22 protein-coding genes, 1 tRNA gene and 1 pseudogene are annotated in these 26,457 nt (G+C 43.0%); 10 read left to right on the forward strand and 14 right to left on the reverse strand.

The annotated features are described in order from the left end of the window. Positions 1-9 precede the first annotated feature (9 nt). A complete protein-coding gene (locus F6K49_RS14675) occupies positions 10-135 on the reverse strand; it encodes a hypothetical protein (RefSeq protein WP_293060914.1) in 126 nt (41 codons plus the stop codon). 89 nt (positions 136-224) lie between these two features. Here F6K49_RS14675 and F6K49_RS14680 point away from each other — a divergent pair. After that, positions 225-297: transfer RNA gene (locus F6K49_RS14680), tRNA-Phe, on the forward strand. On the opposite strand, the gene F6K49_RS14685 is transcribed toward F6K49_RS14680, so the two are convergent. The 6 genes and pseudogenes from F6K49_RS14685 to F6K49_RS14710 form a co-directional block, all read right to left on the reverse strand. Continuing rightward, complete coding sequence (locus F6K49_RS14685; RefSeq protein ID WP_293022990.1) at positions 279-449, reverse strand: hypothetical protein; 171 nt, start codon at positions 447-449, stop codon at positions 279-281. The genes F6K49_RS14680 and F6K49_RS14685 overlap by 19 nt on opposite strands. Continuing rightward, entirely contained in the window at positions 418-930 is a 513-nt protein-coding gene (locus tag F6K49_RS14690) for a hypothetical protein (protein ID WP_293022993.1), read from the reverse strand. Before F6K49_RS14690 ends, F6K49_RS14685 begins: the two co-directional genes overlap by 32 nt. Positions 931-988: 58 nt before the next feature. Continuing rightward, positions 989-1,315: pseudogene (locus F6K49_RS14695) on the reverse strand (DUF433 domain-containing protein). A 247-nt stretch (positions 1,316-1,562) separates the two neighbouring features. Further along, entirely contained in the window at positions 1,563-4,172 is a 2,610-nt protein-coding gene (acnB, locus tag F6K49_RS14700) for a bifunctional aconitate hydratase 2/2-methylisocitrate dehydratase (protein ID WP_293097824.1), read from the reverse strand. 169 nt (positions 4,173-4,341) lie between these two features. Then, positions 4,342-4,764: a DUF4278 domain-containing protein gene (locus F6K49_RS14705; RefSeq protein ID WP_293083037.1), complete on the reverse strand. Its 423-nt coding sequence runs from the start codon at positions 4,762-4,764 to the stop codon at positions 4,342-4,344. Between the two features lie 269 nt (positions 4,765-5,033). Next, the gene (locus F6K49_RS14710; RefSeq protein WP_070392931.1) at positions 5,034-5,216 is read right to left on the reverse strand and encodes a DUF4278 domain-containing protein; all 183 of its coding nucleotides are present in this window, start codon (positions 5,214-5,216) and stop codon (positions 5,034-5,036) included. Between the two features lie 749 nt (positions 5,217-5,965). Here F6K49_RS14710 and F6K49_RS14715 point away from each other — a divergent pair. Next, positions 5,966-6,409, forward strand: a complete 444-nt coding sequence (locus F6K49_RS14715) for a HEAT repeat domain-containing protein (protein WP_293097763.1) — start codon at positions 5,966-5,968, stop codon at positions 6,407-6,409. A gap of 366 nt (positions 6,410-6,775) precedes the next feature. Further along, complete coding sequence (locus F6K49_RS14720) at positions 6,776-8,944, forward strand: HEAT repeat domain-containing protein (RefSeq protein WP_293097826.1); 2,169 nt, start codon at positions 6,776-6,778, stop codon at positions 8,942-8,944. A 322-nt stretch (positions 8,945-9,266) separates the two neighbouring features. On the opposite strand, the gene F6K49_RS14725 is transcribed toward F6K49_RS14720, so the two are convergent. From F6K49_RS14725 to sufR, 4 genes are all read right to left on the reverse strand, one after another. Beyond that, on the reverse strand, positions 9,267-9,743 hold the full coding sequence (locus tag F6K49_RS14725; RefSeq protein WP_293097768.1) for a hypothetical protein: 477 nt from the start codon (positions 9,741-9,743) through the stop codon (positions 9,267-9,269). 796 nt (positions 9,744-10,539) lie between these two features. Then, on the reverse strand, positions 10,540-10,797 hold the full coding sequence (locus F6K49_RS14730) for a hypothetical protein (protein ID WP_293038642.1): 258 nt from the start codon (positions 10,795-10,797) through the stop codon (positions 10,540-10,542). 61 nt (positions 10,798-10,858) lie between these two features. Then, complete coding sequence (locus F6K49_RS14735; RefSeq protein WP_293071374.1) at positions 10,859-11,002, reverse strand: hypothetical protein; 144 nt, start codon at positions 11,000-11,002, stop codon at positions 10,859-10,861. A gap of 1 nt (position 11,003) precedes the next feature. Next, positions 11,004-11,669: an iron-sulfur cluster biosynthesis transcriptional regulator SufR gene (gene sufR, locus F6K49_RS14740; RefSeq protein WP_293023008.1), complete on the reverse strand. Its 666-nt coding sequence runs from the start codon at positions 11,667-11,669 to the stop codon at positions 11,004-11,006. A 392-nt stretch (positions 11,670-12,061) separates the two neighbouring features. On the opposite strand from sufR, the gene sufB reads away from it, so the two are divergent. Further along, positions 12,062-13,501, forward strand: coding sequence for a Fe-S cluster assembly protein SufB (sufB, locus tag F6K49_RS14745; protein WP_075899490.1), 1,440 nt, complete (start codon positions 12,062-12,064; stop codon positions 13,499-13,501). On the opposite strand, the gene F6K49_RS14750 is transcribed toward sufB, so the two are convergent. Then, positions 13,498-13,686 (reverse strand): hypothetical protein, encoded by a 189-nt coding sequence (locus tag F6K49_RS14750; RefSeq protein ID WP_293023013.1) that lies wholly within the window; start codon positions 13,684-13,686, stop codon positions 13,498-13,500. The genes sufB and F6K49_RS14750 overlap by 4 nt on opposite strands. A 284-nt stretch (positions 13,687-13,970) precedes the next feature. Between F6K49_RS14750 and sufC the strand changes: the two genes are divergently transcribed. From sufC to F6K49_RS14780, 6 genes are all read left to right on the forward strand, one after another. Further along, on the forward strand, positions 13,971-14,759 hold the full coding sequence (gene sufC / locus F6K49_RS14755; protein WP_293023016.1) for a Fe-S cluster assembly ATPase SufC: 789 nt from the start codon (positions 13,971-13,973) through the stop codon (positions 14,757-14,759). Next, complete coding sequence (sufD, locus tag F6K49_RS14760; protein WP_293097779.1) at positions 14,759-16,108, forward strand: Fe-S cluster assembly protein SufD; 1,350 nt, start codon at positions 14,759-14,761, stop codon at positions 16,106-16,108. Before sufC ends, sufD begins: the two co-directional genes overlap by 1 nt. A 1-nt stretch (position 16,109) precedes the next feature. Continuing rightward, positions 16,110-17,372: a SufS family cysteine desulfurase gene (locus F6K49_RS14765; RefSeq protein ID WP_293097782.1), complete on the forward strand. Its 1,263-nt coding sequence runs from the start codon at positions 16,110-16,112 to the stop codon at positions 17,370-17,372. A gap of 175 nt (positions 17,373-17,547) precedes the next feature. Next, positions 17,548-17,823, forward strand: a complete 276-nt coding sequence (locus F6K49_RS14770) for a hypothetical protein (protein ID WP_293097785.1) — start codon at positions 17,548-17,550, stop codon at positions 17,821-17,823. Next, positions 17,793-18,692, forward strand: coding sequence for an Rpn family recombination-promoting nuclease/putative transposase (locus tag F6K49_RS14775; protein ID WP_293097788.1), 900 nt, complete (start codon positions 17,793-17,795; stop codon positions 18,690-18,692). Before F6K49_RS14770 ends, F6K49_RS14775 begins: the two co-directional genes overlap by 31 nt. Before the next feature lie 291 nt (positions 18,693-18,983). Further along, positions 18,984-19,907 carry an Rpn family recombination-promoting nuclease/putative transposase gene (locus F6K49_RS14780; protein ID WP_293097791.1) on the forward strand — a complete coding sequence of 308 codons (924 nt, stop codon included), beginning with the start codon at positions 18,984-18,986 and terminating at the stop codon, positions 19,905-19,907. A gap of 209 nt (positions 19,908-20,116) precedes the next feature. Here F6K49_RS14780 and F6K49_RS14785 read toward each other — a convergent pair whose 3' ends face one another. Beyond that, entirely contained in the window at positions 20,117-20,674 is a 558-nt protein-coding gene (locus F6K49_RS14785; protein ID WP_293097794.1) for an amidohydrolase family protein, read from the reverse strand. A 475-nt stretch (positions 20,675-21,149) separates the two neighbouring features. After that, positions 21,150-25,160, reverse strand: a complete 4,011-nt coding sequence (locus F6K49_RS14790) for an FAD-dependent oxidoreductase (protein ID WP_293097797.1) — start codon at positions 25,158-25,160, stop codon at positions 21,150-21,152. Between the last annotated feature and the right edge of the window lie 1,297 nt (positions 25,161-26,457).

The following is a 26,457-nucleotide window of genomic DNA, read 5'->3' on the forward strand; positions in this document are numbered from 1 at the left end:
GTCATTTGGTTATATACTAGACTTCGCGGCAAAGTGGGGAAGAGGGAATCGGGAATCGGGAATCGGGAATCGGGAATCGGCAACAAGAATTGATGCCACAGCGTCGAAGCCTGTGGCACAAGGGCTGGATCGCACAAAAAAAAATTTTCTGATCTACTTGCCAATCCAGACTAGGTTTGTTAGACTTAATAAGGCGTCAAAAAAGACAAGCCGAAAAAAGACAAGCCGGGATAGCTCAGCTGGTAGAGCAGAGGACTGAAAATCCTCGTGTCGGCGGTTCAAGTCCGCCTCCTGGCATCTTCTTTAAATTGGGTGAGTTGCAAATTCTTGGGTTTTAGGGAATCGGGAATCGGGAATCGGGAATCGGGAATCGGGGAAAAATCCTGTGTGGCTGATTGCTGATAGCTTAAATAGACTTCAATCCCACCAATAGCAAACAACAACTGCATCGCGATCACGTTGAATACCGTCTCCCCATAATGCCCCTTCGTATCGATATCTTAATCGGCGTTTGAGTCGGTAACTATACTCTTCGTTTGTGCCATCAGTTACCTCTACCGAGTCAGCTCGCCATTTTTTACCCAAATCGATTAGTTGGGAAACTTTGGTATCTTGATTTTCTGCAAGTATGTATAGGGTATCTGCTGGATAGGCCACAAAATGAATAATGCTGCTATCTGGCATTGGACGATAGTTTGCCATTGCCAGCAGGGTATCTAGCAAACCACCAAAACTTAACCCATGTTCATCTGGGGCAAAGACTGGTTTGGTAAACAGAAAGCTTGCCCATAAATCTCTGTGCTTGGAAAGGTCAGTAATAACTTCTGGGCCATCAAACTCATTGAATCGGCGCTGCCAAACTAAAGCAGCAAATAGTTCTTGGGGAGAATAGGATTCAGCAAGGGATTGGATTTTAGTCAAGTCAAGCATTGTTGTTATGAGGGGTTTTACCTCGCCTAACTTCTTCTGCGTAAAAACGTGCCATCTACTAGGCTACCTCATTGCGCTCAATCGCTATTTCGATTTCATCGGGGTGAGCTTTTGCGTATACCCAAGCATTGGCTAAATCAGCAGCTGTAATTGTTGGATAACTTGTTAAAAGGTCACCATCACTGTATCCAAGACGACGAGCTTCTACAATTACCCAGACCGTAATACGAGTATTGGCAATACAAGCTTATTCCCCACAAACTCTAGGGTTTTTCTCAATTCCTTGCCAATTGTTTGTGAGACTTTGAGCCAGTAACTGAATAACCTGCACTTTTTCACTAGGGCTAAGGGCAAGAAGTTTTTGCTCTAAGTCTTGAAGTATCACAGAAGTCAATCCTTTGCTATAAATCTGATCTTAGTATAATATCATGTTAATAGAATCACTTATCAAAAAATATACCTTACTTTTGGTAGGTAATCTTCCTCCTTATCCCCTGTTCCCTGTTCCCTGTTCCCTGTTCCCTTTTATCTACTAATTATAAGTGTTCAACCAACCTTGATATAAGTGATAAAAATAATCGGGTGAACCCAAAAGCTCACCCGATTATTCAGCTAAACTAAACTAAACTAATCTACTTAAGGGTTCCCGCTGGGATGCCTAAAATATCTTCAATCTTGGGCATTTCTTCGATAGGAATCACCCGTCCTTCATCTTCAAATCCAGCGATTTGATCAAAATTCAAATACTGATACAAATCACTAGCAAAGGGATTAATTTTCTCGGCTACAATTGACTGATACTCTTCAGCGCTGGGAATCCGACCTAACAAGGCACAAGCTGCTGCTAATTCAGCAGAACCCAAATAGACTCGGGCACCTTTACCCATACGATTATTAAAATTACGAGTAGAGGTAGAGAATACGGTGGCTTTATCAGCAACCCGAGCTTGATTCCCCATGCACAGGGAACATCCAGGCATTTCAGTCCGGGCACCAGCTATGCCAAAGATACCGTAAACCCCTTCTTCTTTGAGTTGTTTCTCATCCATCCGGGTAGGGGGACAAATCCACAACCGAGTGCTAACAGGGGGTTCCCCTTCTAGGACTTTGGCAGCGGCACGGTAGTGTCCAATATTGGTCATGCAAGACCCAATGAAGACTTCATCAATGCGATCGCTTGCGACTTCAGACAACAATTTCACATTATCTGGGTCATTGGGAGCCGCTACAATCGGCTCAGTGATTTCATTCAAGTCAATCTCGATAATTTCAGCATACTCTGCATCTGGATCTGCTTCCATCAGTACCGGATTTGCCAACCATTCTTCCATCTTGGCCACCCGACGCATGATCGTACGGGCATCTTGATAGCCTCGTGCCACCATATTTTTCAGTAGCGCGATATTGGAACGCAAATACTCAGATACTGTTTCTATTCCCAGCTTAATGGTACAGCCAGCACAAGACCGTTCCGCAGTAGCGTCAGTAAGTTCAAAGGCTTGCTCAACTTTCAAATCGGGCAATCCTTCTATTTCCATAATCCGTCCCGAGAAGACATTTTTCTTATTCTTCTTCTCTACCGTCAGCAACCCTTGTTGAATAGCCACATAGGGAATAGCATTGACAATATCCCGCAATGTTACCCCTGGTTGCAATTCACCTTTGAACCGCACTAACACAGATTCGGGCATATCTAAGGGCATGACTCCCAAAGCGGCACCAAAGGCCACTAATCCAGAACCGGCAGGGAAGGAAATGCCTAGGGGGAAACGGGTGTGAGAGTCTCCACCAGTGCCTACGGTATCAGGTAATAACATCCGGTTCAACCAAGAGTGGATAATGCCATCCCCAGGACGCAAGGCTACACCAGCACGAGAGGCAAAGAAGTCGGGCAATTGTTTATGGACTTTGACATCAACGGGCTTGGGATAAGCAGCAGTATGGCAGAAGCTTTGCATGACTAGGTCGGCACTGAAACCAAGACAAGCCAGTTCTTTTAATTCATCCCGAGTCATGGGTCCTGTGGTATCCTGGGAACCAACTGTAGTCATGATCGGTTCGCAAGAGCTACCTGGACGAACACCCGGTAAGCCACAGGCTTTACCGACCATCTTCTGGGCTAAGGTGAAGCCTTTGCCTGTATCTTCTGGTATGCTTGGACGGGTAAACAGGGGACTTGGTTCTAATCCCAAGGCTTCCCGGGTTTTATCCGTAAGCGATCGCCCAATCAGTAACGGAATCCGTCCACCAGCACGGACTTCATCGAGGATGGTATCGGGTTTGAGGGTAAAGGTGGAAATGACTTCCCCAGCTTGGTTAGTGATTTCACCCTTGTAGGGATGGATAGTAATCACATCCCCAGTTTCCATTTTTGAAACATCGCACTCAATGGGCAATGCACCAGAATCTTCAGCAGTGTTGAAGAAGATCGGGGCAATTTTGCCACCTAAGATATATCCCCCAGCTCGCTTATTGGGAACATAGGGGATATCTTCACCGATATGCCAAAGTAAGGAATTAATTGCGGATTTCCGGGATGAACCAGTACCAACAACATCCCCAACATAAGCCACAGGATACCCGTTTTGTTTTAATTTAGCAATAGTATCTAAAGCCGACGGTATCCGAGATTCCAACATGGCCAAGCCATGTAACGGAATATCTGGGCGAGTGGTGGCGTGAGTGGCCGGGGATAAGTCATCGGTATTGGTTTCTCCGGGTACCTTAAATACAGTCACAGTAACTGCTTCGGGGAGTTTGGGACGCTGGATGAACCAGGCAGCATTGGCCCAAGCATCGATGACTTGCTTGGCGTAAGGATTGACATCGGAAATTTCTAGAACATCATTGAAGGCATCAAAGACAAGTAATGTCTTACTTAGGGCAGTAGCGGCTTCGGCTACTAAGGTGGTCTGATCAGACTGGAGTAACTCAACTAGGGATTGGACATTGTAGCCTCCGACCATAGTACCCAATAGGTCTACAGCACCCTGGGGGGAAATTAGGGGACTAGTGAGTTCTGCTTTTGCGATCGCAGTTAAAAACCCGGCTTTGACATAAGCTGCTTCATCCACTCCAGGGGGAATGCGATCGCGTAACATAGCCATTAATGCTTCTTCTTCCCCAGCTGGTGGATTTTGCAGCAGTTCACAAAGTTGGGATGTTTGCTCAGCACTTAGGGGTAGGGGAGGAATTCCTTTAGCTCCCCGTTCAGCTAGGTGTTCACGATAAGAGTTCAGCATCATAGATTTACCTGTGCGCGGGCTTCATGTAAGACAATTGTTACAAAATATTGCCCTACCAGAGTGTGGCAAGTCATCAAAGCATCAAAAATCAAAGCATCAAAAAAGCGATCGCTGTGGATCGCTGTGTCTGATGTTAGAGAGTTGTGAGAGTATCTGGGTTAACTCACTAGATAGGCTGCATCTGCTTTGACTCATCTTCTAGAAGCCTGACCAAATTCTGATCACCTTTAGCTTTAGCTACCTCTAGACGATGTTCCAAAGTTTGGCGCATCGTAGCCAGATGAACTTTTCTGCTCTCATTCAAGACTTTTTGCAGCCGGTGGCGAGCAATCGATGTCTTTGCCGCTACAGTAGAAATCGATTTAGCCATTGGTTGAGAATCAGCGACAGTATTAGTTACAGTTGCATTACCAGTGCAGTAAGAAACACCACGCCATTTCAGATGATTTACCGGTGGCGGTTCAGGCATGTGTCTGGGATAGTGAACTCTCCAATTCTGAGCCCGATAAGTGCCACCAATTTCACCCTCTCTCACTTCTAGTAGAGAGGGTTCAGCGTCGTAACTTACACCACGATACCTAAGTTTCATATCTATTACCCCTCCGATTGACTAATAATAATATCAGACTACTTTTTTCAATAGTCTTGAGTGCTTTGAATAATGTTGAGTACTGAAATATTGAGTAATGAAATCTTGAGTACTAGAATGCTGAGTACCGAAATGCTGAGTACCGAAATGTTTAGTACTGAAATGTTTAGTATTGAGTAATATGTGATCAATGTTTACTCAGCCCTGAGGTCTTGACGCACCCAGCACCCAGCACTTTTTGACTCAAACAAAACTAGTGATACAAAGAGCTACCCTCTTTTATAGCTAACACCACGATAGGTCATGTTAGCCGATGATTTACGCCAAGGATTATGCTTAATCCGGTGAACTTTCCAGCTATGACCCCGGTAAGTTCCACCAATTTCCCCTTCAGATACTTCTAGGGTAGATGGTTCACTTTGATAACTAACACCTCGGTAAGAAAGTTTCATTGCTCGAATACCTCCGATTGGATTGCTTAATGAGATTGCTTAATGGAATTGCTTAATAAGTTGCTTGGCCAAGAATTGCTTAATAAGTTGCTTGGCCAGGTGAGGAATTCTGTCTAAGGGTTAGGCAAGCCTGCCCTAGGTATTACTTTCTTGGATTCTCTACGGCTGATCTACTTCAGGACATCTGAGTTGAGAGCCACTGAGCCGACAGAGACCTCAGTGTTTATTCAATTCCAATTTTTATTTCTGTATCTATTTTGACACTTTTTTCCAAAAAAGTCAAATGTTAAGAAAAAAAAACCAAATTAGATCCTATCCAGTGATTCAGGTTATAGGCTAAGGAGGTTCTGACCAAGTTTGCTAGCTCCTCGGAAAGCACGGAAGCCCTCAACTACGCCTCTTGTCCCTAATACTCAATAATTAATACTTAAGTATTAATTATTGAGTATTAATGCCTAAAACTTAATATTTCTAAAACTTAATATTCCTAAAACTTAATATTTAAAACAGTAAGCTATCAGCGCTGCCTCCCCAAGACCGCGCTGCATCGCTCCTAAACTCCGAAACGTGAGTCTAGTTTACTTCTGACTTCTGACTTCTGACTTCTGACGCTAAGCGTAGCGCTATATCAGGGAGTGGGGAATCTTCAAGAGTACCCCCAAGGGTACTTTTATAGCCCTTGAGAGACATAAAACTGGATTTTTGAAGAGATTCTTGTATCTATACTAACGAAACCTTGGAGAACTTCTATGATTAGGTGCATAAAACAACCCACTTCCTCAGTGCTCAAGGTGTTTTTACTGGGCTGCTCATTGCTACTGCTGCCCTGTAGTCCTGCCTTAGCTCAAGGGTGTACTCAAGCAGAGATTAAGACTAATATCGCCAGATTCAACGATATAAACAATACAACCGCTAAAGAAGCTATAGTCCAATGTGGTCCAAAATCTGTCTATTTACTGATTGAAGCCCTGAAGACGGATAAATCTGCTGCAGTTCGGGAGGGAGCTGCTGTTGCTCTGTGGAGTATAGGAGAGGAAGCGGATCAAGCTGTCCCTTGGTTGATTAAAGCCCTAAGGAACGATGAGTCGGCGACAGTTCGTGCCAAAGCCTCTGCTGCTCTGGGATTGATGGGAGAAGCATCTTTTGACATCCTCCCGCCGCTAAATCTGGCGATTATAGCGGGGGATTCCTAAACCTCGCAATTTAGGTTTTCTGCTTCATAGCAACAGCCTCCACCCTCAAGGGGCTTTCTGGTCTTACGCTCGCTCCACAGACTATCCCCGCAAGCCCTGCGGTTCTCATGTGTCGAGTTTTTAAAAGTATTGATTTACTTTTGATTCAAGGGTTGGCCTTCCATTGCCCCGTCATCTTTTCCCGGTCTACCAATTTTGCTGCGCCGCCAGATTACTGGACTTCGCTCGTTAGGCTGTCTGAATCCATTGTCTCGGGTGGGTCATTGACCATTTTTCTTATAACACATTTGTCCTCGGAAGACGCAATTCCTCTCCCGCTAACCCTACGGGTATAACGGGAGTCTCCTTGCTCTTAAGGATGAAGCTATCCCTGATCTGATTGATGCACTTAAGGATGAATCTGCTGAAGTTCGCGCCAATGGTGCTTATGCCTTAGGGAACTTGGGAAAGAAAACCCATGAGGCTGTACCTCACCTAATTGAAGCCTTGAGGAATGACCAATCTGCTCAGGTTCGTGCTAACGCTGCTTATGCCCTAGGGAATAAAAAAGAGGCAGCCAAGTCAGCTGTACCTTACCTGATTGAAGCGCTAAAGGATGAAACATTCTCGGTTCGTATGACTAGCATCAATGCCCTAGAGCAGATTGCCGAGAAAACTAAAGATGTTGTTCCCCAGCTCATTGAGCGACTCAGGAACGATAAATCTGTCCTGATCCGGATTCGCGCTACCGAGGTACTAGGGGAAATTGGAGAGGCAGCTAAGGATGCTCTGCCTCTATTAATTGAGTTGCTTGAGGATAACTCAGTCTATGTTCGCTATTATGCCGCCTCTGCTCTAGGAAAGATGGGAACGGAAGGGGTTCAGGCTGTCCCTGACCTAATAGATGTCTTTTTCAAAGATGAATCTATCGATGTTCGCTATTCCGCCCTCTCTGCCGTTGTCGAAATTTCTTCTAAGGTTGGAAAACAGAGGAAGCAGCTCACCAAAGTGCAATTGGAACAATCCATACTGGAATTTGAAACAGTTATTCAAAGGCTAGAGCAAGACACGGAGAAAATTTTCCAGGATAGATGGATCGAAACCGTGCGTGGTGGTCTTGATAATCTCCAGCAAGAACAGGATTCTCGTAGTTATCAGAAAATTTTTAGCAAAGGGGTGATTATCTGGCTAACTCATATGCTGTTTTGGTTTGGACTAATACTGGTTTATCCCAAATCCCCCCAAGTCCAAGCTATCTTCTTTTGGAATCCCTCGGTGCGGAAGTTTTTTGGACTGGGGTACGTAGGCATAGCCCTAACTTGGATTCCCTTTCTACGCTCGAAGTTATTTGCCCCCTTCCAGGAATCCTTGCTGTCAGATGCAGATTTAGAAAACTTTGATGAACAAGCTTACTTTCCTAACTTGGAAGTCCAGCCCCAGGGAAGAAGTATAACGCAACCCATTCAAGAAGCAATACCGGATCTGGAATTACCCATTGTCCTGGAAGGAGAATCAGGATTAGGGAAATCGATGTTTCTACGGCACTTAGTGAAATCATCTAAGCGGATCATCGTCTATTTACCTGCTGAGAAATGCGCTAATGGCGTGATCGAAGCGATTCAAGCAAAACTTCATGGATTCGCCCAAGACTCTGGTTTCTTGCGAGACCTGATTTACAGTGATGCCATTGATATCTGTATTGATGGACTCAATGAAGTCACTCCAGACACACGAGCGATGATTACCACTTTTGTGGAAAGTTACTTCAAGGGCAATATTATCATCGGGACCCAATCCATGGAGTGGCAGACCCCCTCTTGCGCTACAACCTATGTACTGCAACCATTGAAACCTAAGCAGATTGAGAAATTTTTACTATCGCGCTATAAAATTATGCCCCCAGATGCTCCCATCTCGGGTATAAAGTACAAACAAGCCTGCGAAAAGTATATTGACACCGTTTTACATCAGTACCAATCAGAAGAAGAACACAGAGCTGTGCGTCGGATGCTGTCTAACCCTATGGACCTGACCATAGTGGCTCAGATGATAGCCCATGGGCAGAAACCAGACTTGCTGAATTTGCAGCAACAGCAGTATCAATATATGGCTCAGGAGTATGAACAACTCTATCTGAGAAAATTTCCCCTAGAGGCATTTGCTGAGACAGTTTACCAGATGCGCTTGCAAGATGAGGTAGCTATACCAGCTGAGAAATGGTTTGAAGAACTGATTTGCATCGAACGCCACAAAATGGTTTTGTCCCGTCTGTTTGTTGACCATGAAGGCAATGATCGAAAAGAATGGTATTTCCGCCACGACAAAATCCAGGACTTTTTCATCGTGCAGACCTTTCTAGGTGAGGGAAATGATTTGCCAAACAAGCATATCAGTGACCCTAGATTTCGCGGTGTGTACTTCCTCTTGGCAACTCTACTGCCGTGGAATGCTGCTTGGCGCTTGCGGGAAACCTTAATTAAATACGCAGCGAATACTAAAGACCATACAGTTAGTGATACTTTTGTTCAACTGTTGTTGTCCCGACAAGCGGCATGATCTGTTGAAGGTTGAGGGTTGTTGGTAAGAATGTAGAATGCAGAATGTAGAATTAATAATTAAGAATTAAGAATGGAGAATGAAGAATGGAGAATGAAGAATTAAGAATGAAGAATTAAGAATTAAGAAGGGAGAATGAAGAATGAAGAATGAAGAATTAAGAATTAAGAATTAAGAAGGGAGAATGAAGAATGCAGAATGAAGAATGCAGAATGAAGAATGGAGAATGAAGAATGAAGAATGGAGAATGGAAAATGCAGAATTCCAAATTCTAAATTCTAAATTCTAAATTCTAAATTCTAAATTCTAAATTCTAAGAAGGTTAAGGGTTCTGATAAAAGCCCATGACTCTCTGGACATAGTCAGCAGTTGCGCCACTGTTGCAGCCAGAGGGTTTTCCTGTCATCCACCAACAGGCGGTACGGCGAACAGCAATCATTTCATTGTTGCCACTATCTGTCAATTCAATATCCAGTTCCCGTCTGATGATACAAGCCACAACACTGCGTGCTGTTGCCGGGTCGGCTTCAAATTGTGCAGGTGTCATGGCCTGTCCTGCACATTGAGATGTCCAGCTCGGGATAATGGCCGGTAAAACTTGCCACTGGCTGTACATGCCGTCATTGGGACGATTGGGTGGTGCCGAAAGCCGCAGTGCTTCTACCAGAGCGTTGACTTGCTCATCCTCTACTTGTGCTGATACTGGTATTGCCCACAACCCCACACTCACTATTATTCCGGTCAAGAGCAGATTTTGAAATTTATTGATTACTTTATTGATTACATTTAAAGTGATCATTTTCAGATTTATTTGATATCTAAAATTAACTGAACTAAGAATGCTACTGGTCGCGACAGTGCTCAGGGAACTATGAATAATTAATGATTAATAATGATAACCCATGCTAGGAGTTAGGGGCTTGTACTGGCAAAACGATTAATGCAGAATTGTTAAATTCTGTATCTTATGTGTCTTATGTGTCTATTATGTATGTGTATGTATGTGCCGATTCATCGTTCATCATTCCTAAGACATAGTTCCTGAGACTTAAGGAATTTTTGATAATAATCCGATGATGATGGGGACTGTGAACAATAGAGCAATATCTAAAATCGTGATGGCTGCGAAGCTAATTTGTTGAGTATTCATGATGCACCGTTTCCTTGAGTATTAACAGCTGACCTAAGAATGCTAGCGGTAACTTAAATCCATTTCATCGATTTAGATCACGCAAGACTGTGATTTATGACAATCTATCTATGTGATATTGATCACTAATTTTAACCAAAATACTCTATACTATTCTATACTGTAATTTATAAAGAAAAGATTAAATCGCTGTAGGGCGCTTGATAGCGTAGACCATTGGTAAGTTTTTACTAGTGACAGGACTAAAATTAGTCCCAGAGGAACTATATTATATAAGTGCTTTAAAAATTATTAACGCACCCAAAGGATTTAATATTTATTTTATGAATAAGCTTTAAATTACTGATTTTTGATTAGGTTTGGTTGAGGTTTGTTTGTCAACAGTACTAGGCAGTAAACTATGAACAAACAACCGATTATATCAAGTCCAATGAATCACTTCTAATTACCATTTCAAAAATGCTGCCTCAACCCCTTGTTCTCGCCGAATCTTACTATCCTTCTCAAACCACTCGATGATCTGCTGATGGGTCAACTCTTCCATGGGCACCCCAGTATCTTGTGAAATATGCTTCAACAGTCTGAGGGAGGAAATCGTTAAACGAGTTAAAAATTTCTCTGGGGAAGAGAGCAATGCTTGGTCTACATCAGCGGATTCTTCCGGAGTTAAGAATTGGATTGAGGATTGCTGGGAATCAGCCATAAGGGTTTTCAAGGTTGACTACATAACTTTTAAGCTATCAGCTATCGGCTAATGCACTATGTCACAGGCTAGAAGCCTGTGCCACGCAAGCTAGTTGAGGTGCTATTAGCCAAAGGCTTGTGGCCAAAGGCTGACAGCTGAAGGCTGACGGCACCTCAAGTAGCGTGCGCGTAGCGCTTAAGCTTACAGGCTTAGTTATTGGCATGTTAGTTATTTGCTGGCGCTTTGATTAAATAGCCACACTGATGCTCTCCATTATTGAGCCAGTGAGTACGCTCGACTGTACAATCTGGCAATACGGCGGCAAACATTTCCAATTCATGACCACAGACACTGGGGTAAGATTCGGCAACGTTGGAAATAGCACAATTGTATTCAGTTAAAATATACTGCTCACTAACCCCATTATTTAAATTACCTGATTCTAGGGTGTGCCACTCTGCCATATAACCTTCTAGTCTACGTAGTTCTACCAACTTGGCTACTCGCTCTCCCACTGTACCATTCCCGATACACTCCCGGTATTCTTGAGCTTTACGTTGCCATTGCTTTTGTAGAATCGTGCTAGTCTGTTCACGACCCAAGGTTTCTGTCATGGTATCAAGCAGGGAAACAGAAAACTCTCCGTAATGATGGGGAAAGCGATCGCGTCCTTTGTGAGAGAGGTGATAGATATGTTGAGGACGCCCCATACCAATTTGAACAGCTTTGTACTCAATTAGCCCTTCTGCCTCCAATTCTTTGAGATGACGTCGAATAGCTTGGGCGCTAACCCCTATGGCTGTGGCTAACTCCTGGGCTCTTGCTCGATCCTGTTTGAGGAGATATTGTAGGATGTCTCGCTTGGTGGAAGTTTGCTGAGTAGGCATCATGGGCTTAGGAGTTGGGGAATTGGGTAACAGGGGAAGGGCACTCAGGCTTCCCTTTGGTGCTTGTCGGTACCGTTATTTCTATTTAATCTAAATTCTCTTGACTTTAACAACATGTTTGTTGTTAATATAACCTAGAATAGAGTTAAACAACAAAAACGTTGTTTTAATCCACCCAGTAACCAGATCACATCCCGTGGGCATGAGGAAGCTATGGATTTTAGTTGTAACCGGCGATAAAAGCAAGCCGCTGTCTTGATGCAGTCGCTACCCGCAGTCTACAACCTCTAACCTTCCAAGCTGCCAACCTACTCTACGGGAAAGTCAAAGGCGAACAAGCTATCACTGTGTTTGTAACTCTGTTGAATCCTTAATGATAAGAGAGCACTAAATCGATGACTGCCACTGTCAAGACATTAGTCAACCAGCCCTATAAGTACGGCTTTGTCACAGATATTGAAGCGGATACCATTCCTCGCGGACTCAATGAGGATATTATCCGTCTGATTTCCGCTAAGAAAAACGAACCTGAGTTCATGCTGGAGTTTCGCCTAAAGGCGTATCGACAATGGCAGAAAATGACCGAGCCAACCTGGCCCCATGTCACCTATCCTCCCATTGATTACCAAAAGATTATCTACTACTCAGCACCCAAACAGAAGAAGGAAAAACTCAATAGCCTGGACGAAGTTGACCCAGCTTTACTGGAAACCTTTGATAAATTAGGCATTTCCCTATCTGAGCAAAAGCGGCTGGCTAATGTAGCAGTGGATGCCATCTTTGATAGTGTCTCGATCGCCACTACCTTCAAAGACAAGCTGGCTGAGTCGGGAGTAATTTTCTGCTCGATTTCGGAAGCGTTGCAAGAACACCCAGAGTTAGTAAGAAAATACCTGGGTAGTGTTGTTCCTGTGGCAGATAATTACTTTGTTGCTCTCAATTCTGCTGTTTTCAGTGATGGTTCCTTTGTCTATATTCCCAAAGGAGTCAAGTGCCCGATGGAACTGTCTACGTATTTCCGGATTAATAATGGAGATACTGGACAGTTCGAGCGTACCCTAATTGTGGCGGAAGAAGGCAGCAATGTTAGTTACCTAGAAGGCTGCACTGCGCCCATGTACGATAGTAACCAGCTGCACGCAGCTGTGGTGGAATTGGTTGCCCTGGACAATGCTGAGATTAAATACTCCACGGTGCAAAACTGGTTCGCTGGGGATAAAAATGGTAAAGGTGGGATTTACAACTTTGTTACCAAGCGGGGATTGTGCAAGGGAGTCAACTCGAAGATTTCCTGGACTCAGGTCGAAACTGGTTCTGCAATTACTTGGAAGTATCCCAGTTGTGTTCTAGTCGGTGACAATTCTATTGGTGAATTCTACTCTGTTGCTCTAACCAACAATCTCCAACAAGCCGACACAGGTACCAAGATGGTGCATATCGGTAAAAATACCCGCAGCACGATCATTTCTAAGGGGATTTCTGCTGGTAAGTCCAAAAATAGCTACCGTGGTTTAGTAAAAATTGGTCCGAAGGCAAAGGGAGCACGGAACTACTCCCAGTGTGATTCTATGTTGATAGGGGATACGGCTGAGGCGAATACGTTTCCTTACATTCAAGTCCAGAACAACATGGGCAAAGTGGAACACGAAGCCTCGACTTCTAAAATTGGTGAAGACCAGCTATTTTTCTTCGCTCAACGAGGGATTTCAGAAGAAGATGCGATCTCCATGATGGTGAGTGGCTTCTGTAAAGATGTCTTCAATGAACTTCCCATGGAATTTGCTGCTGAAGCAGATAAACTTTTAAGCCTGAAGCTCGAAGGCACAGTGGGCTAACTAAGGTTAGCAGGTTGAATGTTGAATGTTGAATGTTGAATGTTGAAGGTTGAAGGTTGGGAGGTTGAAGGTTGAAGGTTGGGAGGTTGAAGGTTGAAGGTTGGGAGGTTGAAGGTTGAAGGTTGGGAGGTTGAAGGTTGAAGGTTGTTAGCAGGTTGAACGCGCACGCGTGGCCTTTTGGCCAAGGTTTATAGATTAAGATGTTCAAAGTTAAAGCTGATCAAATTCAACTATTATTCAACCTGATAACCTTCCACCTCAAACCTAGTAACATTCAACCTTAAACCTTAAACCTTAAACCTAGTAACATTCAACCTTAAACCTTAAACCTTAAACCTAGTAACATTCAACCTTTAACCTGCTAACATTCAACCTTTAACCTGCTAACATTCAACATTCAACCTTAAACCTTAAAGCTGATAACCTTATAACAACACTTCTGGGATAAAGCATTTATTATCAAGTCGAAATGATTAGTGAAACTAGTGAAATAATATTGTCTGTTCGGGATTTGACGGCAGATGTGGATGGTAACCAGATTCTGAAGGGATTGAATCTGGAAGTTAAAGCTGGAGAAATCCATGCGATTATGGGGCCAAATGGTTCTGGGAAGAGTACTTTGTCTAAGGTATTAGCCGGTCATCCTGCCTATGATGTAACGGGAGGCGAGGTAAGTTTCTTAGGGCAAAATCTGTTAGAAATGGAACCGGAGGAACGCTCTTTGGCTGGAGTATTTCTGGCGTTTCAGTATCCGTTGGAAATTCCTGGTGTCAGTAATTTGGATTTCTTGCGGGTGGCTTACAATTCCCGTCGAAAGCACAAGGGATTGGAAGAAATTGATACATTTGATTTTGAGGATTTAGTTGAAGAAAAGCTGGAAATTGTTAAAATGAATCCCAGCTTTCTAGAGCGTAGTCTAAATGAAGGCTTCTCTGGAGGAGAAAAGAAGCGGAATGAGATTCTCCAAATGGCACTTCTAGAACCTAAGCTGGGGATTTTGGATGAAACAGATTCTGGCTTGGATATTGATGCTCTCAAAATTGTGGCCAATGGGGTGAATCAATTGGCAAGTAGCGAGAATGCGATGATTTTGATTACTCACTACCAACGTTTACTGAATTATATTGAGCCGGATTTTGTTCATGTGATGGCAGATGGTCGTATACTCAGGACTGGTAGCAAGGAGTTGGCTCTAGAGTTGGAATCCCGTGGTTATGACTGGGTGCTAGAAGACGAGACTGCTGAGGTGAGTGTCTGATGACTATGGAAGTTTCTGTAAAACGGGAGGTTTCTTATTTGTCGGCACTGCTAGAGCAATGTCGCCAGGATAATCCAGTTGAGATGGATTGGTTACAAGAGCTAAGTAACCACGCTAGGGGGATTGCTCAGGAATTGGCGATTCCCACCACTAAAGATGAGGAATGGCGGTTTACGGATTTGTCGCCACTGTTGCAGGAGACCTTTGAGGGTGCTGTAGCTGTTGATACAAGCACCATTGATATTAGTCCGGTAGTTTTGCCAGAGGCGGTTAACAGCCGATTAGTATTTGTCAATGGGATTTATGCCCCCGAGCTATCGTCTTTGGCTGGGTTGCCTGAAGGGGTGTTTGTGGGGAATTTGGCCGAGTTGCCATCAGAGTATCAGAGCCGAATTGCTGATTATTTGGGCAAGCAGCAGGGGGCAACCGATGTGTTTACGCTGCTTAATACCGCTGGTTTGACTGATGTGGCGGTGATCTGGTTGCCTAGGAATACTGAGGTGACGGTTCCCATTCATCTGCTGTTTGTTTCCATGGCTGATGGGGTGCCTAGGCTGTTTCAGCCCCGTTGTTTGGTGGTGGCGGAGGCCGGTAGTCAGCTGAGTTTAGTTGAAGAGTATTGGCAAGGCCAAGAGGAAAATAGCGCCCAGGGTGTTTATTTGACCAATTCCGTGACCGAGGTATGGGTTGGGGAGAATGCCAGAGTGACTCATATCCGGGTTGATGGGGAAAGTAACCAGGCTTTCCATGTCGGTAAGAGTGCGATCGCACAATCTCGGAATAGTTTTTATAGTTGCCATGGGGTAGCCTTTGGGGGGAAGTTGTCTCGCCATACTCTGGAAGTGTTTCAGATGGGTGAAGGGACCGAAACGATTCTAAATGGCTTGACCGCGATTAGTGAGCAACAGTTGGCAGATACTCATAGTGCGGTGATGTTGAATCATCCCAATGGGATCAGTAATCAGCTGCAAAAGTGCATTATAGATGGTAGTGCTCATGCGGTGTTTAATGGTAAGGTTAGTGTTCCTCAAGCAGCCCAGTTGACCAATGCAGCTCAGTTGAATCGTAATTTGTTGCTATCGCCGAAGGCTAGAGTTGATACCAAGCCTCAGTTGGAGATTACAGCTGATAATGTGAAATGTTCCCACGGTGCTACAGTCAGTCAGCTGGAAGCGGATGAAGTCTTCTATTTGCAAAGTCGTGGACTGAAGGAAACCGATGCCCGTAATCTCTTGATTGATGCGTTTGTAGCAGAAATAATCAATCAAATTCCCCTAGCTTCTCTTCGTCAAAGACTTTCGGAAACAGTCATCAGTTCAAAACGGGAACAGAATAACGTTCAACAGTAACATGACCTTAACTCAAGAAAAAACCATTGCTGATCAAGTCCGGGCTGACTTCCCTATTTTGCACCAGGACGTTAACGGTAAACCGCTGATTTACTTTGATAATGGGGCTACTGCCCAGAAACCGGTAGCGGTACTGGATGCACTGCGCCACTACTACGAAATGGACAATGCTAATGTTCACCGAGGTGTCCATACCCTTAGCACTAGAGCGACAGACGGTTATGAGGGGGCACGGGATAAGGTAGCTAGTTTTGTAAATGCCCAGTCACGACAAGAGATTGTTTTTACCCGCAATGCTTCGGAAGCGATTAACTTAGTGGCTTACAGCTGGGGTTTGGAAAATCTGCGCCAGGGAGATGAAATTATTCTCTCGGTTATGGAACACCACAGCAATTTGGTGCCTTGGCAAATTATTGCTCAGAAAACTGGAGCCCTATTAAAGTATGTGGGATTGACCGAGACTCAGGAGTTTGATTTACAACAGTTCCGACAGCTGATTTCTGAGAAAACCAAGCTGGTAAGTGTGGTTCATGTCTCCAATACTTTGGGATGTATTAATCCCGTAGAGGAAATTATTGCGATCGCACACAACTATGGCGCTATGGTAATGATTGATGCTTGCCAAAGTATCCCCCATATGCCCATTGATGTCCAAGCTATGAATTGTGATTGGCTAGTGGCATCGGGTCATAAAATGTGTGCTTCCACAGGGATTGGTTTTCTGTATGGGAAACTAGACTTACTGCAAGCCATGCCTCCATTTTTAGGTGGTGGTGAAATGATTGCCGAGGTATTTCTGGATCACTCCACCTATGGGGATTTACCCCATAAATTTGAAGCGGGGACACCAGCCATTGCTCAAGCGATCGCACTTGGTGCTGCAGTAGACTATCTGACTGGGTTGGGTATGGATACTATCCATAGCTATGAAGAGGAATTAACCGCTTATTTGTTTAAGCAGTTGCAGGAAATTCCCGATCTAATCATGTATGGTCCCCAACCAACAATAGATGGTAAAGGTAGGGCAGCATTAGCAACATTTAATATTAAAGGATTGGATGCTAGTGATGTGTCTACGCTGTTGGATCAAGACGGTGTAGCTATTCGTTCTGGAAATCATTGTACTCAACCCTTGCACCATCGTTTAGGAGTGACTGGTACAGCACGAGCTAGTTTGTATTTTTATAATACTCGTGAAGAGATTGATCGGTTTATTGTGGCGTTGAAAGAAACAATTGAGTTTTTCAGAAGTGCTATGGATTGAATATAGCAATTATTTGGGTGAGGTACTTTTGTTATGGGTTTTAGGGAGTAGGGAGTAGGGAATCGGGAATCGGGAATCGGGAATCGGGAACAGGGAAAAAATATCTAGCAATTATCTTTTCCATGAGGTGCAAAGGGATCCCCCTAAATCCCCCTTGAAAAGGGGGACTTTGAGGTTGATAAGTGTACCTCATACATGCCATAAATTACATACCTCATTAGGCTATAAAAAGCTAGATAGCAATCCTAAATTAATTGTTATAATTATTAATCAGAAGTTACCTACTCCCTACTCCCTACTCCCTGTTCCCTATTTCCCTACTCCCTACTCCCTACTCCCTACTCCCTGTTCCCTATTTCCCTACTCCCTACTCCCTACTCCCTACTCCCTACTCCCTATCAGCCATAAAAGCATTTTGATATGGTTTTCCCGTTGCCAGATAAATACATAGACCTGCTCACGGATTTCGGCTTTAAACGTGTCTTTGGCACTGAGCCAAACAAGGCACTGTTGATCGACTTCTTGAATACTCTGTTGCCTCCCCATCATCAGCTGAAGAATGTTACCTTTAAGAATCCAGAGTTTTTGGGCAATACTTTAGTAGATCGAAGGGCTATTTTTGATATTTATTGTCAGAGCGAGACTGGTGAACGGTTCATCGTAGAAATGCAGAAGGCCAAGCAAAATTTGTTTAAGGATAGAAGTGTATATTATTCTACTTTCCCGATCCAAGAACAGGCTGAACAGGGATTTTGGAACTATGAGCTTACAGCAGTTTATACGGTTGGCATTCTAGATTTTGTATTTGATGACCATAAGCATGAGTCGGAATTGCTACATGTGGTGGAGTTAAAAAATCAGCACTGTGAAGTGTTCTACGATAAGCTCAAGTTTATTTATGTTGAGCTACCGAAATTTAGCAAGTCTCTTGATGAGTTGGAGTCCCATTTTGACAAGTGGTTATTTTTATTCAAACATTTAGCCCAGTTGAATGAACCCCCATTACCGTTGCAAGAGGATGTGTTTGCCCAGCTATTTGATGTTGCAGAGATTGCCAATTTTTCATCTAGGGAACAAGCGCTGTATCAGGATAGCCTGAAGGTCTACCGGGATATGTACAATGTTACCCAAACCTTGATTGATGAAACCTTAGAACAAGGCATAGAACAAGGTAGACAACAAGGTATCAAACAAGGTAGAGCAGAAGGTAGACAGGAAGAAAAACAGCAGATTGCTAAGCAGATGAAGGCCGCAGGGTTACCTGCTCAGGATATTGCCCAATATACGGGGTTGACTATCGATGAGATTGATCGGTTGTAGGTTGAAATTGCTTCAAAGAGTTATGCCCCGTCTGTTTAGCGTTGCTGAATCAAGCTATGAATAGGAGTATAGTGAGCATCCTGCCTGCCCCAGAATATTGATAACGGGCAAGATGCCCATTCCACAAATAGGATAAACGCTATAGTTAATCTATCTATCAGTGTTTATCATAGCGATTAAAAGCACTATACTATAGCAATCCGTTTAGGAATTGTTAGAATTTATAAACATAAGTTTCCTACTCCCGACTCCCGACTCCCGACTCCCTATCAGCCATAAAAGCATTTTGAAATGGTTTTCCCGTTGCCAGATAAATACATTGACCTGCTCACAGATTTCGGCTTTAAACGTGTCTTTGGCACTGAGCCAAACAAGGCACTGTTGATCGACTTCTTGAATACTCTGTTGCCTCCCCATCATCACCTGAAGGATGTCAATTTTAAGAATCCAGAGTTTTTGGGCAATACTTTAGTGGATCGAAGGGCTATTTTTGATATTTATTGTCAGAGCGAGACTGGTGAACGGTTCATCGTAGAAATGCAGAAGGCTAAGCAAAATTTGTTTAAGGATAGAAGTGTCTATTATTCTACTTTCCCGATCCAAGAACAGGCTGAACAGGGATTTTGGAACTATGAGCTCACGGCAGTTTATACGGTTGGCATCCTAGATTTTGTATTTGATGACCACAAGCACGATTCAGAACTGCTACATGTGGTGGAGTTGAAAAATCAGCACTGTGAAGTGTTCTACGATAAGCTCAAGTTTATTTATGTTGAGTTACCGAAATTTACCAAGTCTCTTGATGAGTTGGAGTCCCATTTTGACAAGTGGTTATTTTTATTAAAACACCTAGCCCAGTTGAATGAACCCCCATTACCGTTGCAAGAGGATGTGTTTGCCCAGCTCTTTGATGTTGCAGAGATTGCCAATTTTTCATCTGCGGAGCAAGCGCTGTATCAGGATAGTCTGAAGGTCTACCGGGATATGTACAATGTTACCCAAACCTTAATTGATGAAACCTTGGAACAAGGCATAGAACAAGGTATCAAACAAGGTATCAAACAAGGTAGAGCCGAAGGTAGAGCCGAAGGTAAAGCCGAAGGTAGACAGGAAGAAAAACAGCAGATTGCTAAGCAGATGAAGGCGGCAGGGTTACCCGCTCAGGATATTGCCCAATATACAGGGTTGAGTATGGATGAGATTGATCGGTTGTAGGTTCAAATTGCTTCAAGAGCTACAAATTCCTGGGTTTTTGCGAAAAATTGTTGCTTAGATAGGGGAACTGAAATACCGATAATCCCCCAACAAGGCACTTCACCATTACTTGGTCATAAAGACGCTTGAGCGAACCCTATACTCAGTCTTGAAGACACTTCCAATGACTGTCGAGAAGAATGCCCGAAATAGGGTTGGATTATAGGGCATCACTGATGGGGTGAAATGGGCTTACAGAGTGCATTCCATAGATAGTGATGATTAGTTTTTCCCTTACAATCATATCCGTTGCCTAGAATCAAACCGAAAAGATCTGAAGTACGTGTACCGAAAAGATCTGAAGTATCTGTCTGGTCCCAGCTCCTTAGCTTGTCCTGAAGTTGTGTAATGTTATCTACATCTCCATCAGGAGATGGAAGCAAATTAGCAACGATACTAGAAAATCCTACTAGAAAAATGTGACCGTGACCATCAATAAATCCCGGGACCATTGTTTTACCATTGAGATTGATTACTTCAGTTTTATCACCTTGCAAATTTTGGAGTTCCTCGAGAGAGCCAACTGCCAAAATTTTGCCACTTTGAACAGCAACAGCTTCGGCGGAGGGGTTTTTATCGTCTAGAGTTATGATTTCTCCTCCTGTGTAAATCTTATCTGCTGTGACCTTAACTTCCCTTGATAGATTGCTGTCAGTAGTGATTGCTTCAGAATTTTTATGGCTCTTATCGGCTCCTTGTTTTTGGAGTAAACCTAAAGCTGTTTCCAACGCTCAACTGCCTAAGAGAGGTAACCTCCAGGGTATAATAAAAGGTTCACTTAGAATGGAAATGGCTGGGTTACAACAAGGGCAATTAACTGGATGAATTAGTTGGCGTGAATTCATCATGGTAGTGATTTTATCCTAAAACTTAAATATCCGAGGAATTTCAACCTACATTCCGCAGGTTTGTCAAACCAACAGGGTAAGGGAGTGTTACAGCATTTTGAGGCTCGATTTAGATGCGATTACCCTGACTCTAATAAGTAGTCGGACAAAAGTTTTGGGTGCTGTATAAATTTTTGTAAATATCGACCAAACCTTTTGGTGTAAAGGTTACAAGGATTTTACAGTTTTTGAGACAGTACCGTTTATTTATATCCGACTACTTAAAGCAAGTTTGTTAGTCTTAAGCGTACGCTAAATCAAAAATTGCAAAATTATCAATTGTACCACGAAAGACTTTTGCAAGAGGTCTAGTGAATTAAGTTTGAATCGTGTTCATCACTTTTGCAGGTGTGATTAAGTCGAATAGTACGGTTTCAGGGACATTGGGACTTTCTGGATGCAGTGCACCGTATCGAGCTATATCTTTGCCTTGTCTTTGTCGGATAGACTCTCCTACTTTTCGTGCTTCCTGATAAAAATGATCTACGGCTTGACGTAAATTAGGATCGGTGAAGGCATAGGTATCTTGCAAAACATTGATGGACGGCTCTAGAACGCCTCTTCCAAATATTGTTTCTGGATAAGGTCCTTGCCCAGTTACTGATGCATTAATTTGAACATCTGTGAAGTTCATATTGCCCAGTTCATGGTAAGTTGCCGTTTGAGATGGCATACAAGCAAGAATATCCGCTGGGGTCCAGTCTTTAGATGCTTTTCCTGTTGGTAACGGCATCATCAGTGTGGACGCATTTGGAACAAACGCAGCATGATTATAAGCACCATCGTTAACAACCGTATGTTGCACAGAAAATTGCCAAACAAACATGGTAAGAACTTCTTTCAGTAAATCTGTTGTGACTACTTTCTTAGGAAACCGTTGTGCTTGTTCTGTACTACCTTCGATATGGTTGAACGCTGGAATGAGTTTGCTGAAAAATCGTTGTAATTGGATATCTTTCGCTACTGCGGTATCACCATCAGGGTAAACGATGCTAACAAACTCGTCGATGAAAGTTGCAATTGCATTATACCAATTGGTGGCATCATGAACGTAAGGATAGGAAAATGGTGTGTCTTGCACACCTCTTTTTTCGACGTCTTTTGGTATGGCTAAATCAAGAAAACGAAATTCTCCATCATCGTTATACATTTTATCCTGAAGTTGATAATTTCCAATTCGTCCACAAGAGAAAATGAGATCATAGACAAAACCAAGATTATAAACACCCGGTTTTCCATTGACATCACGGGTTTGTGGAAATGATTTGGGATATGGGTTGTAGGTTCGATTATATATAGTCTGTTGAAACTCTGAGGTTTTAACAACATGTGGTCGAAGCAGTTTGAAGACAGGATGTTCCTGAAAAGGTATCGTGGAAACGGGTGGGGTTTCTGGGTTAAAGACTTCTTCTGAAAATAAGGAAATGGAAACCATAGCACAAATCTGATGTGTATAAAGTTGATGAAAACCAACATCATGAAGTGTTTGTCCTGCGCAATTAGTTTGCATTTTCGCTAATAACCAAGCATTCTCTGCATTAGGCATGGTTGGAGTGAATAGTTCCCCCGATTGCTCCAGTTGGATACCGATAGGTAGCAGTTCATTGTCTTTTGTTACCTTGAAGAAGACGATCGGTTTTGCCAGATAATAATCAACCGGCGTGACGGTGCAGGCTTCAAGATAACTTCTATAGTCTGCTATATAAAGGACATCATTTAGTGAACCAAGATCCTCACAATTTGGTATGTTGGATTGTTTGACGATCGCTTTCACCTCATCTAACGAAACCTTTGTTAATAAGTTCGGCATAAATCCCGCAAGCTGTTGTCGGGCGAATTCATCATCATCCTTTAACCAAAAAAGTGGTTTGGGAATTGTTTGGAAATTATTTCCATAGTATATTTTTTCGAGGATAACGACAGCAGAATCTGTTGGTAGTATTTTCGTATCTTCTTTTGATTGAGATTCAACGCTTTTTCTTTGAGCAACATTAGCGTCCCATAAGTCATTCAGCATTTTCAGGACATTTTTATCGTCAATTGTCTTTTTCATGGCCTGTGGGACTTTAGCAAAATCGGCTACAAACGCAGGTATATTGCCAGTAAATTCAAACTGTGAATTGCCATAGATACTTTTCGTTGCTTGTGGTGGAATTGATGCGGCTTTACGATCAATTTCGTTATAGGAAAAGGCATATTCCATTTTGTTGACAGTTTTAGCATCTGGTGCGATATCTGGTGATGTAAAATAACCCCAGGTTTTTTGCATTTGCTCAATTTTCTCGGTAGCTCCAGCCTGTTGGAGAATGTGATACACCGCGTTATAGGCTGAATCAAGTGCGCCAACTATCCATCCGTGATGAACCGAACAGCATTCGCCTGCAAAATTTAAACAGCCACCAAACTCAGGAGTAAGTAGTGTTGGATACATCTTCTTATATTGTTCTGGAGCAAAAAGAGCAAAAGCACCACCACCAGCGTGAGTATCCCAAAACCAAGTTTTCGTTGTTGTTCCATCGTTGTAGCCAGAAAATTGCTCATAAACATCCACGTCAGGATAGAGATACGCAATTCCTTTTAAACATTCGTTGATACGTTCTTCATCTGAAAGAGCTCCAAGTCTCTCTGCATCTTGTGCCCAACAATAAACCTGAAGAACACCTTCAGTCGCCGCATATCCATAGGAAGGGTAAACAATTTGACGATTTGGTCGATCTGTTGCTGCCGCTCCAAGACCTTTATCTTGACGTTCCCCAAGAATCGCCCAAAATTGTGTTTTAAATGTAAGAAATGCTTTAAACGCAGACATGTAATAGCATTCTCTAATTGCTTGAGCCTTGGAAAACGAAATTTTATTGAGTAGATTATCTTTTAGTTCACCGTTGAGGTATGCACCATTAGGAAGAGTGGTAATAACATACGGATATTGTTTGTCGATTACTTGAGGTTCCGAAGCAGAACAGGATTGATTCTTAACTTTTACTTTCATCCCACCGTGATTCTCATAAAGAGTTGGACAATACTCCATCTGCACCACTTTATGTTCTAGAAAGACACGCTGTTTACCGATGGGATTACCACTACATTCGACACTTGCCTTTGAGTCTTTGGTCACCTTTGATGTCGATCCTGGAGGTTGAGCGTCGGGTGTGAGATTGGGTGCTGTATAGGAATATTGATTGTTCTTATCTTTTGCCATTCCCACTTGAACTTGGGCAAGTTGACCATCTGCTTCATGCACCCCTTGAGCCAAATTTAGTACCGTCTGACAGGCATCAGAAAAACGTTGCATCCCTTTATCGACAGTCAACATGTATATTTGGTCGTCGTTTTTATCATATGGATTCTTACTTCCACCCCAATCATAAACAGCGATAACCATTTCCACAAATGAGACAGAATACATCCCTGTTCCAACGTTGGTGGTTTCAAGGAAACTGGCAACAGACCAAGGTAAAAAATCACTTTTTGCTCCCATGGCGGGATCGTAATATTCTCCTAAATCGCCCAATGTAAATACATTCGTTAAGTAATCCCACATGGAATGCTGATCGTATTGCATCATCAAAGCAAAACCTTCTGCAAAGGAATTGTTGATGGCATCAATAAATGGTTCATTAACTTTTTCTAAAACCATATTGACAGGCAAATAAGCCTTGCCATTGGAATCTGTTTTTGGCTCTACCCAAACTTGAGGTAAATCACCACCTTGATCAACTCCAAAGTTAAATGCGTTTAGATTAGACTCAGCTTTCGTTATAAAGGTTGGCATGTTGTTATATCGCATGCGTTGTTCTGGTGAGTCGTAATAAAATTTTCGCCAATTAACAAGTTTGTCTTCCATGCCGTTACGTTCAAGAACAGCATTTACGGCAAGAGCAAGCTGTTGTACTGGAAGCATATCGGCAGAGAATTGAGGTAAACGCATGCCACCAACTTCGCCATAGAGTCCAGATTTATCCACCTCTGTATCAGAATAATCTGTTGAATACCATGTTTTAATACGACCGCCAACGCGATCGGAGCTCTCAAAGACTTCGCATTCAATTCCGAGTGATTGTAAAATAAGTCCTGCATAAAGACCAGCAAATCCACCTCCTACGATACCCACTAAAGGTTCTTCAGTCGGATTTAAACGACTGCAGGTAGCAAGAATCTGGTTAAAGTTTTGAGCATTTGGACGGGTGCGCTGCTGCTCAATTTCTTTCCGATAAGATGAACCGTGATTGGCTAAAAGCCAATCCGCAAATGCCGATCGCAATGTACCTGCTGATGCAGGAGCTTTCTTTAAAGATGATGACGCCGAGTTGAATGATAGATAGCTCATACTTGTTTCCCCTTAGTAGGTTATTTGTTGTTGTGAATTTTTTTGGAATCGTTATTTGCAAACACAATGGCACTGGTTTCCGCCTAACGGCCACCCCATCAGGGGCGCGAACAGATTTTAAAGCGCTCAACAGCAGCTTACGCCTGAGCCTCCTCTTGCATGGGCTGGTTAGACCACGGTCCAGAAAGACCTTGATATGTTCATGGTTATGGTTATTTACTGGACTTTAGACTAAATTTTGGGATTTACAGAAATCTGCCCCAAAGCAATTAGGGCTTAAAACCTATACCTCAATCCCTATAGAGCGTTTTGGCTGTTTTTGGGCGACTTGATTATTTGCCTTTTTTGCCGAGTTTAGGAAACCCAGCCCTCACCCAAACACTTCAACTCGTCTCGAGATCGCACAATTACCTTAAACGCACAGGCTCAAAACAAGTGCCTTAAAAATTGCTGTAATGCCTATGCATAAGGGGTTTGCTGTTGAGTAAGTCAGTATTACTAATCTAGAAGATACAGTTTCCGGCTCTCTTGAATTAGTCTAAAGTCCAGTTATTTAATTACCAAAAACAATTCACTATCATAATAGTGTTTTTTGTTGTAAAAAGAGATTAAGATTATATACAATTATTTAAGCTTGCTTTCAATTACTCTTCTGCCTCCACTTCCAAGGCTTCACACTTCCCACCTTACGCACCCCCAACAGCGATACATGAATGGATGGCGTACTGCACTCACCAGTTGCTTCCGCTTTAATTCCTTGTTCTCGGTCATAGCTCCTATTCAGAAGCAGGTAGGGGAGGCTTTTAAAAAATTCATCTTGATAGTGTACTCAGGTTAACAACATGATCTTGGGTATGTCACCGACGCACGACCCAGTTCTTTTTCCAGGACTCGACCCTGTTTTATGGCAAAGATTCCATCAACGGAACTAGTACCAATGATCGTCTGCGTAGATGGGGGGACTGAAGTACCAATAACGCCCATTAAAGGTATTTCATTATACCAGGAAAGGCTTCAAAGATGTTCGAGGGGTTGGCTGCTGCTTAACTCTTGAATTCCAGTCCAGATAATGGTTTTGGCCTCGTGTCCTGCTTGGTGCTTAACTAGTGGATTGAAGCTGTGCCCGATTAGGCACAGTCCCATGGTCGCTGCATAGGTAAATGTCGGTTTAAAGGTACAACTAATCCATAATGTTTACAGAGGTAGAAGCTGCTCGTGATCCGTTGTTATTTAACAGGCTTACTAATGAAAGGAAAAAATAGGGCGACTCTAACTTTGACAAATCGCCCCACTAATT

This window comes from Moorena sp. SIO3I6, assembly GCF_010672095.1.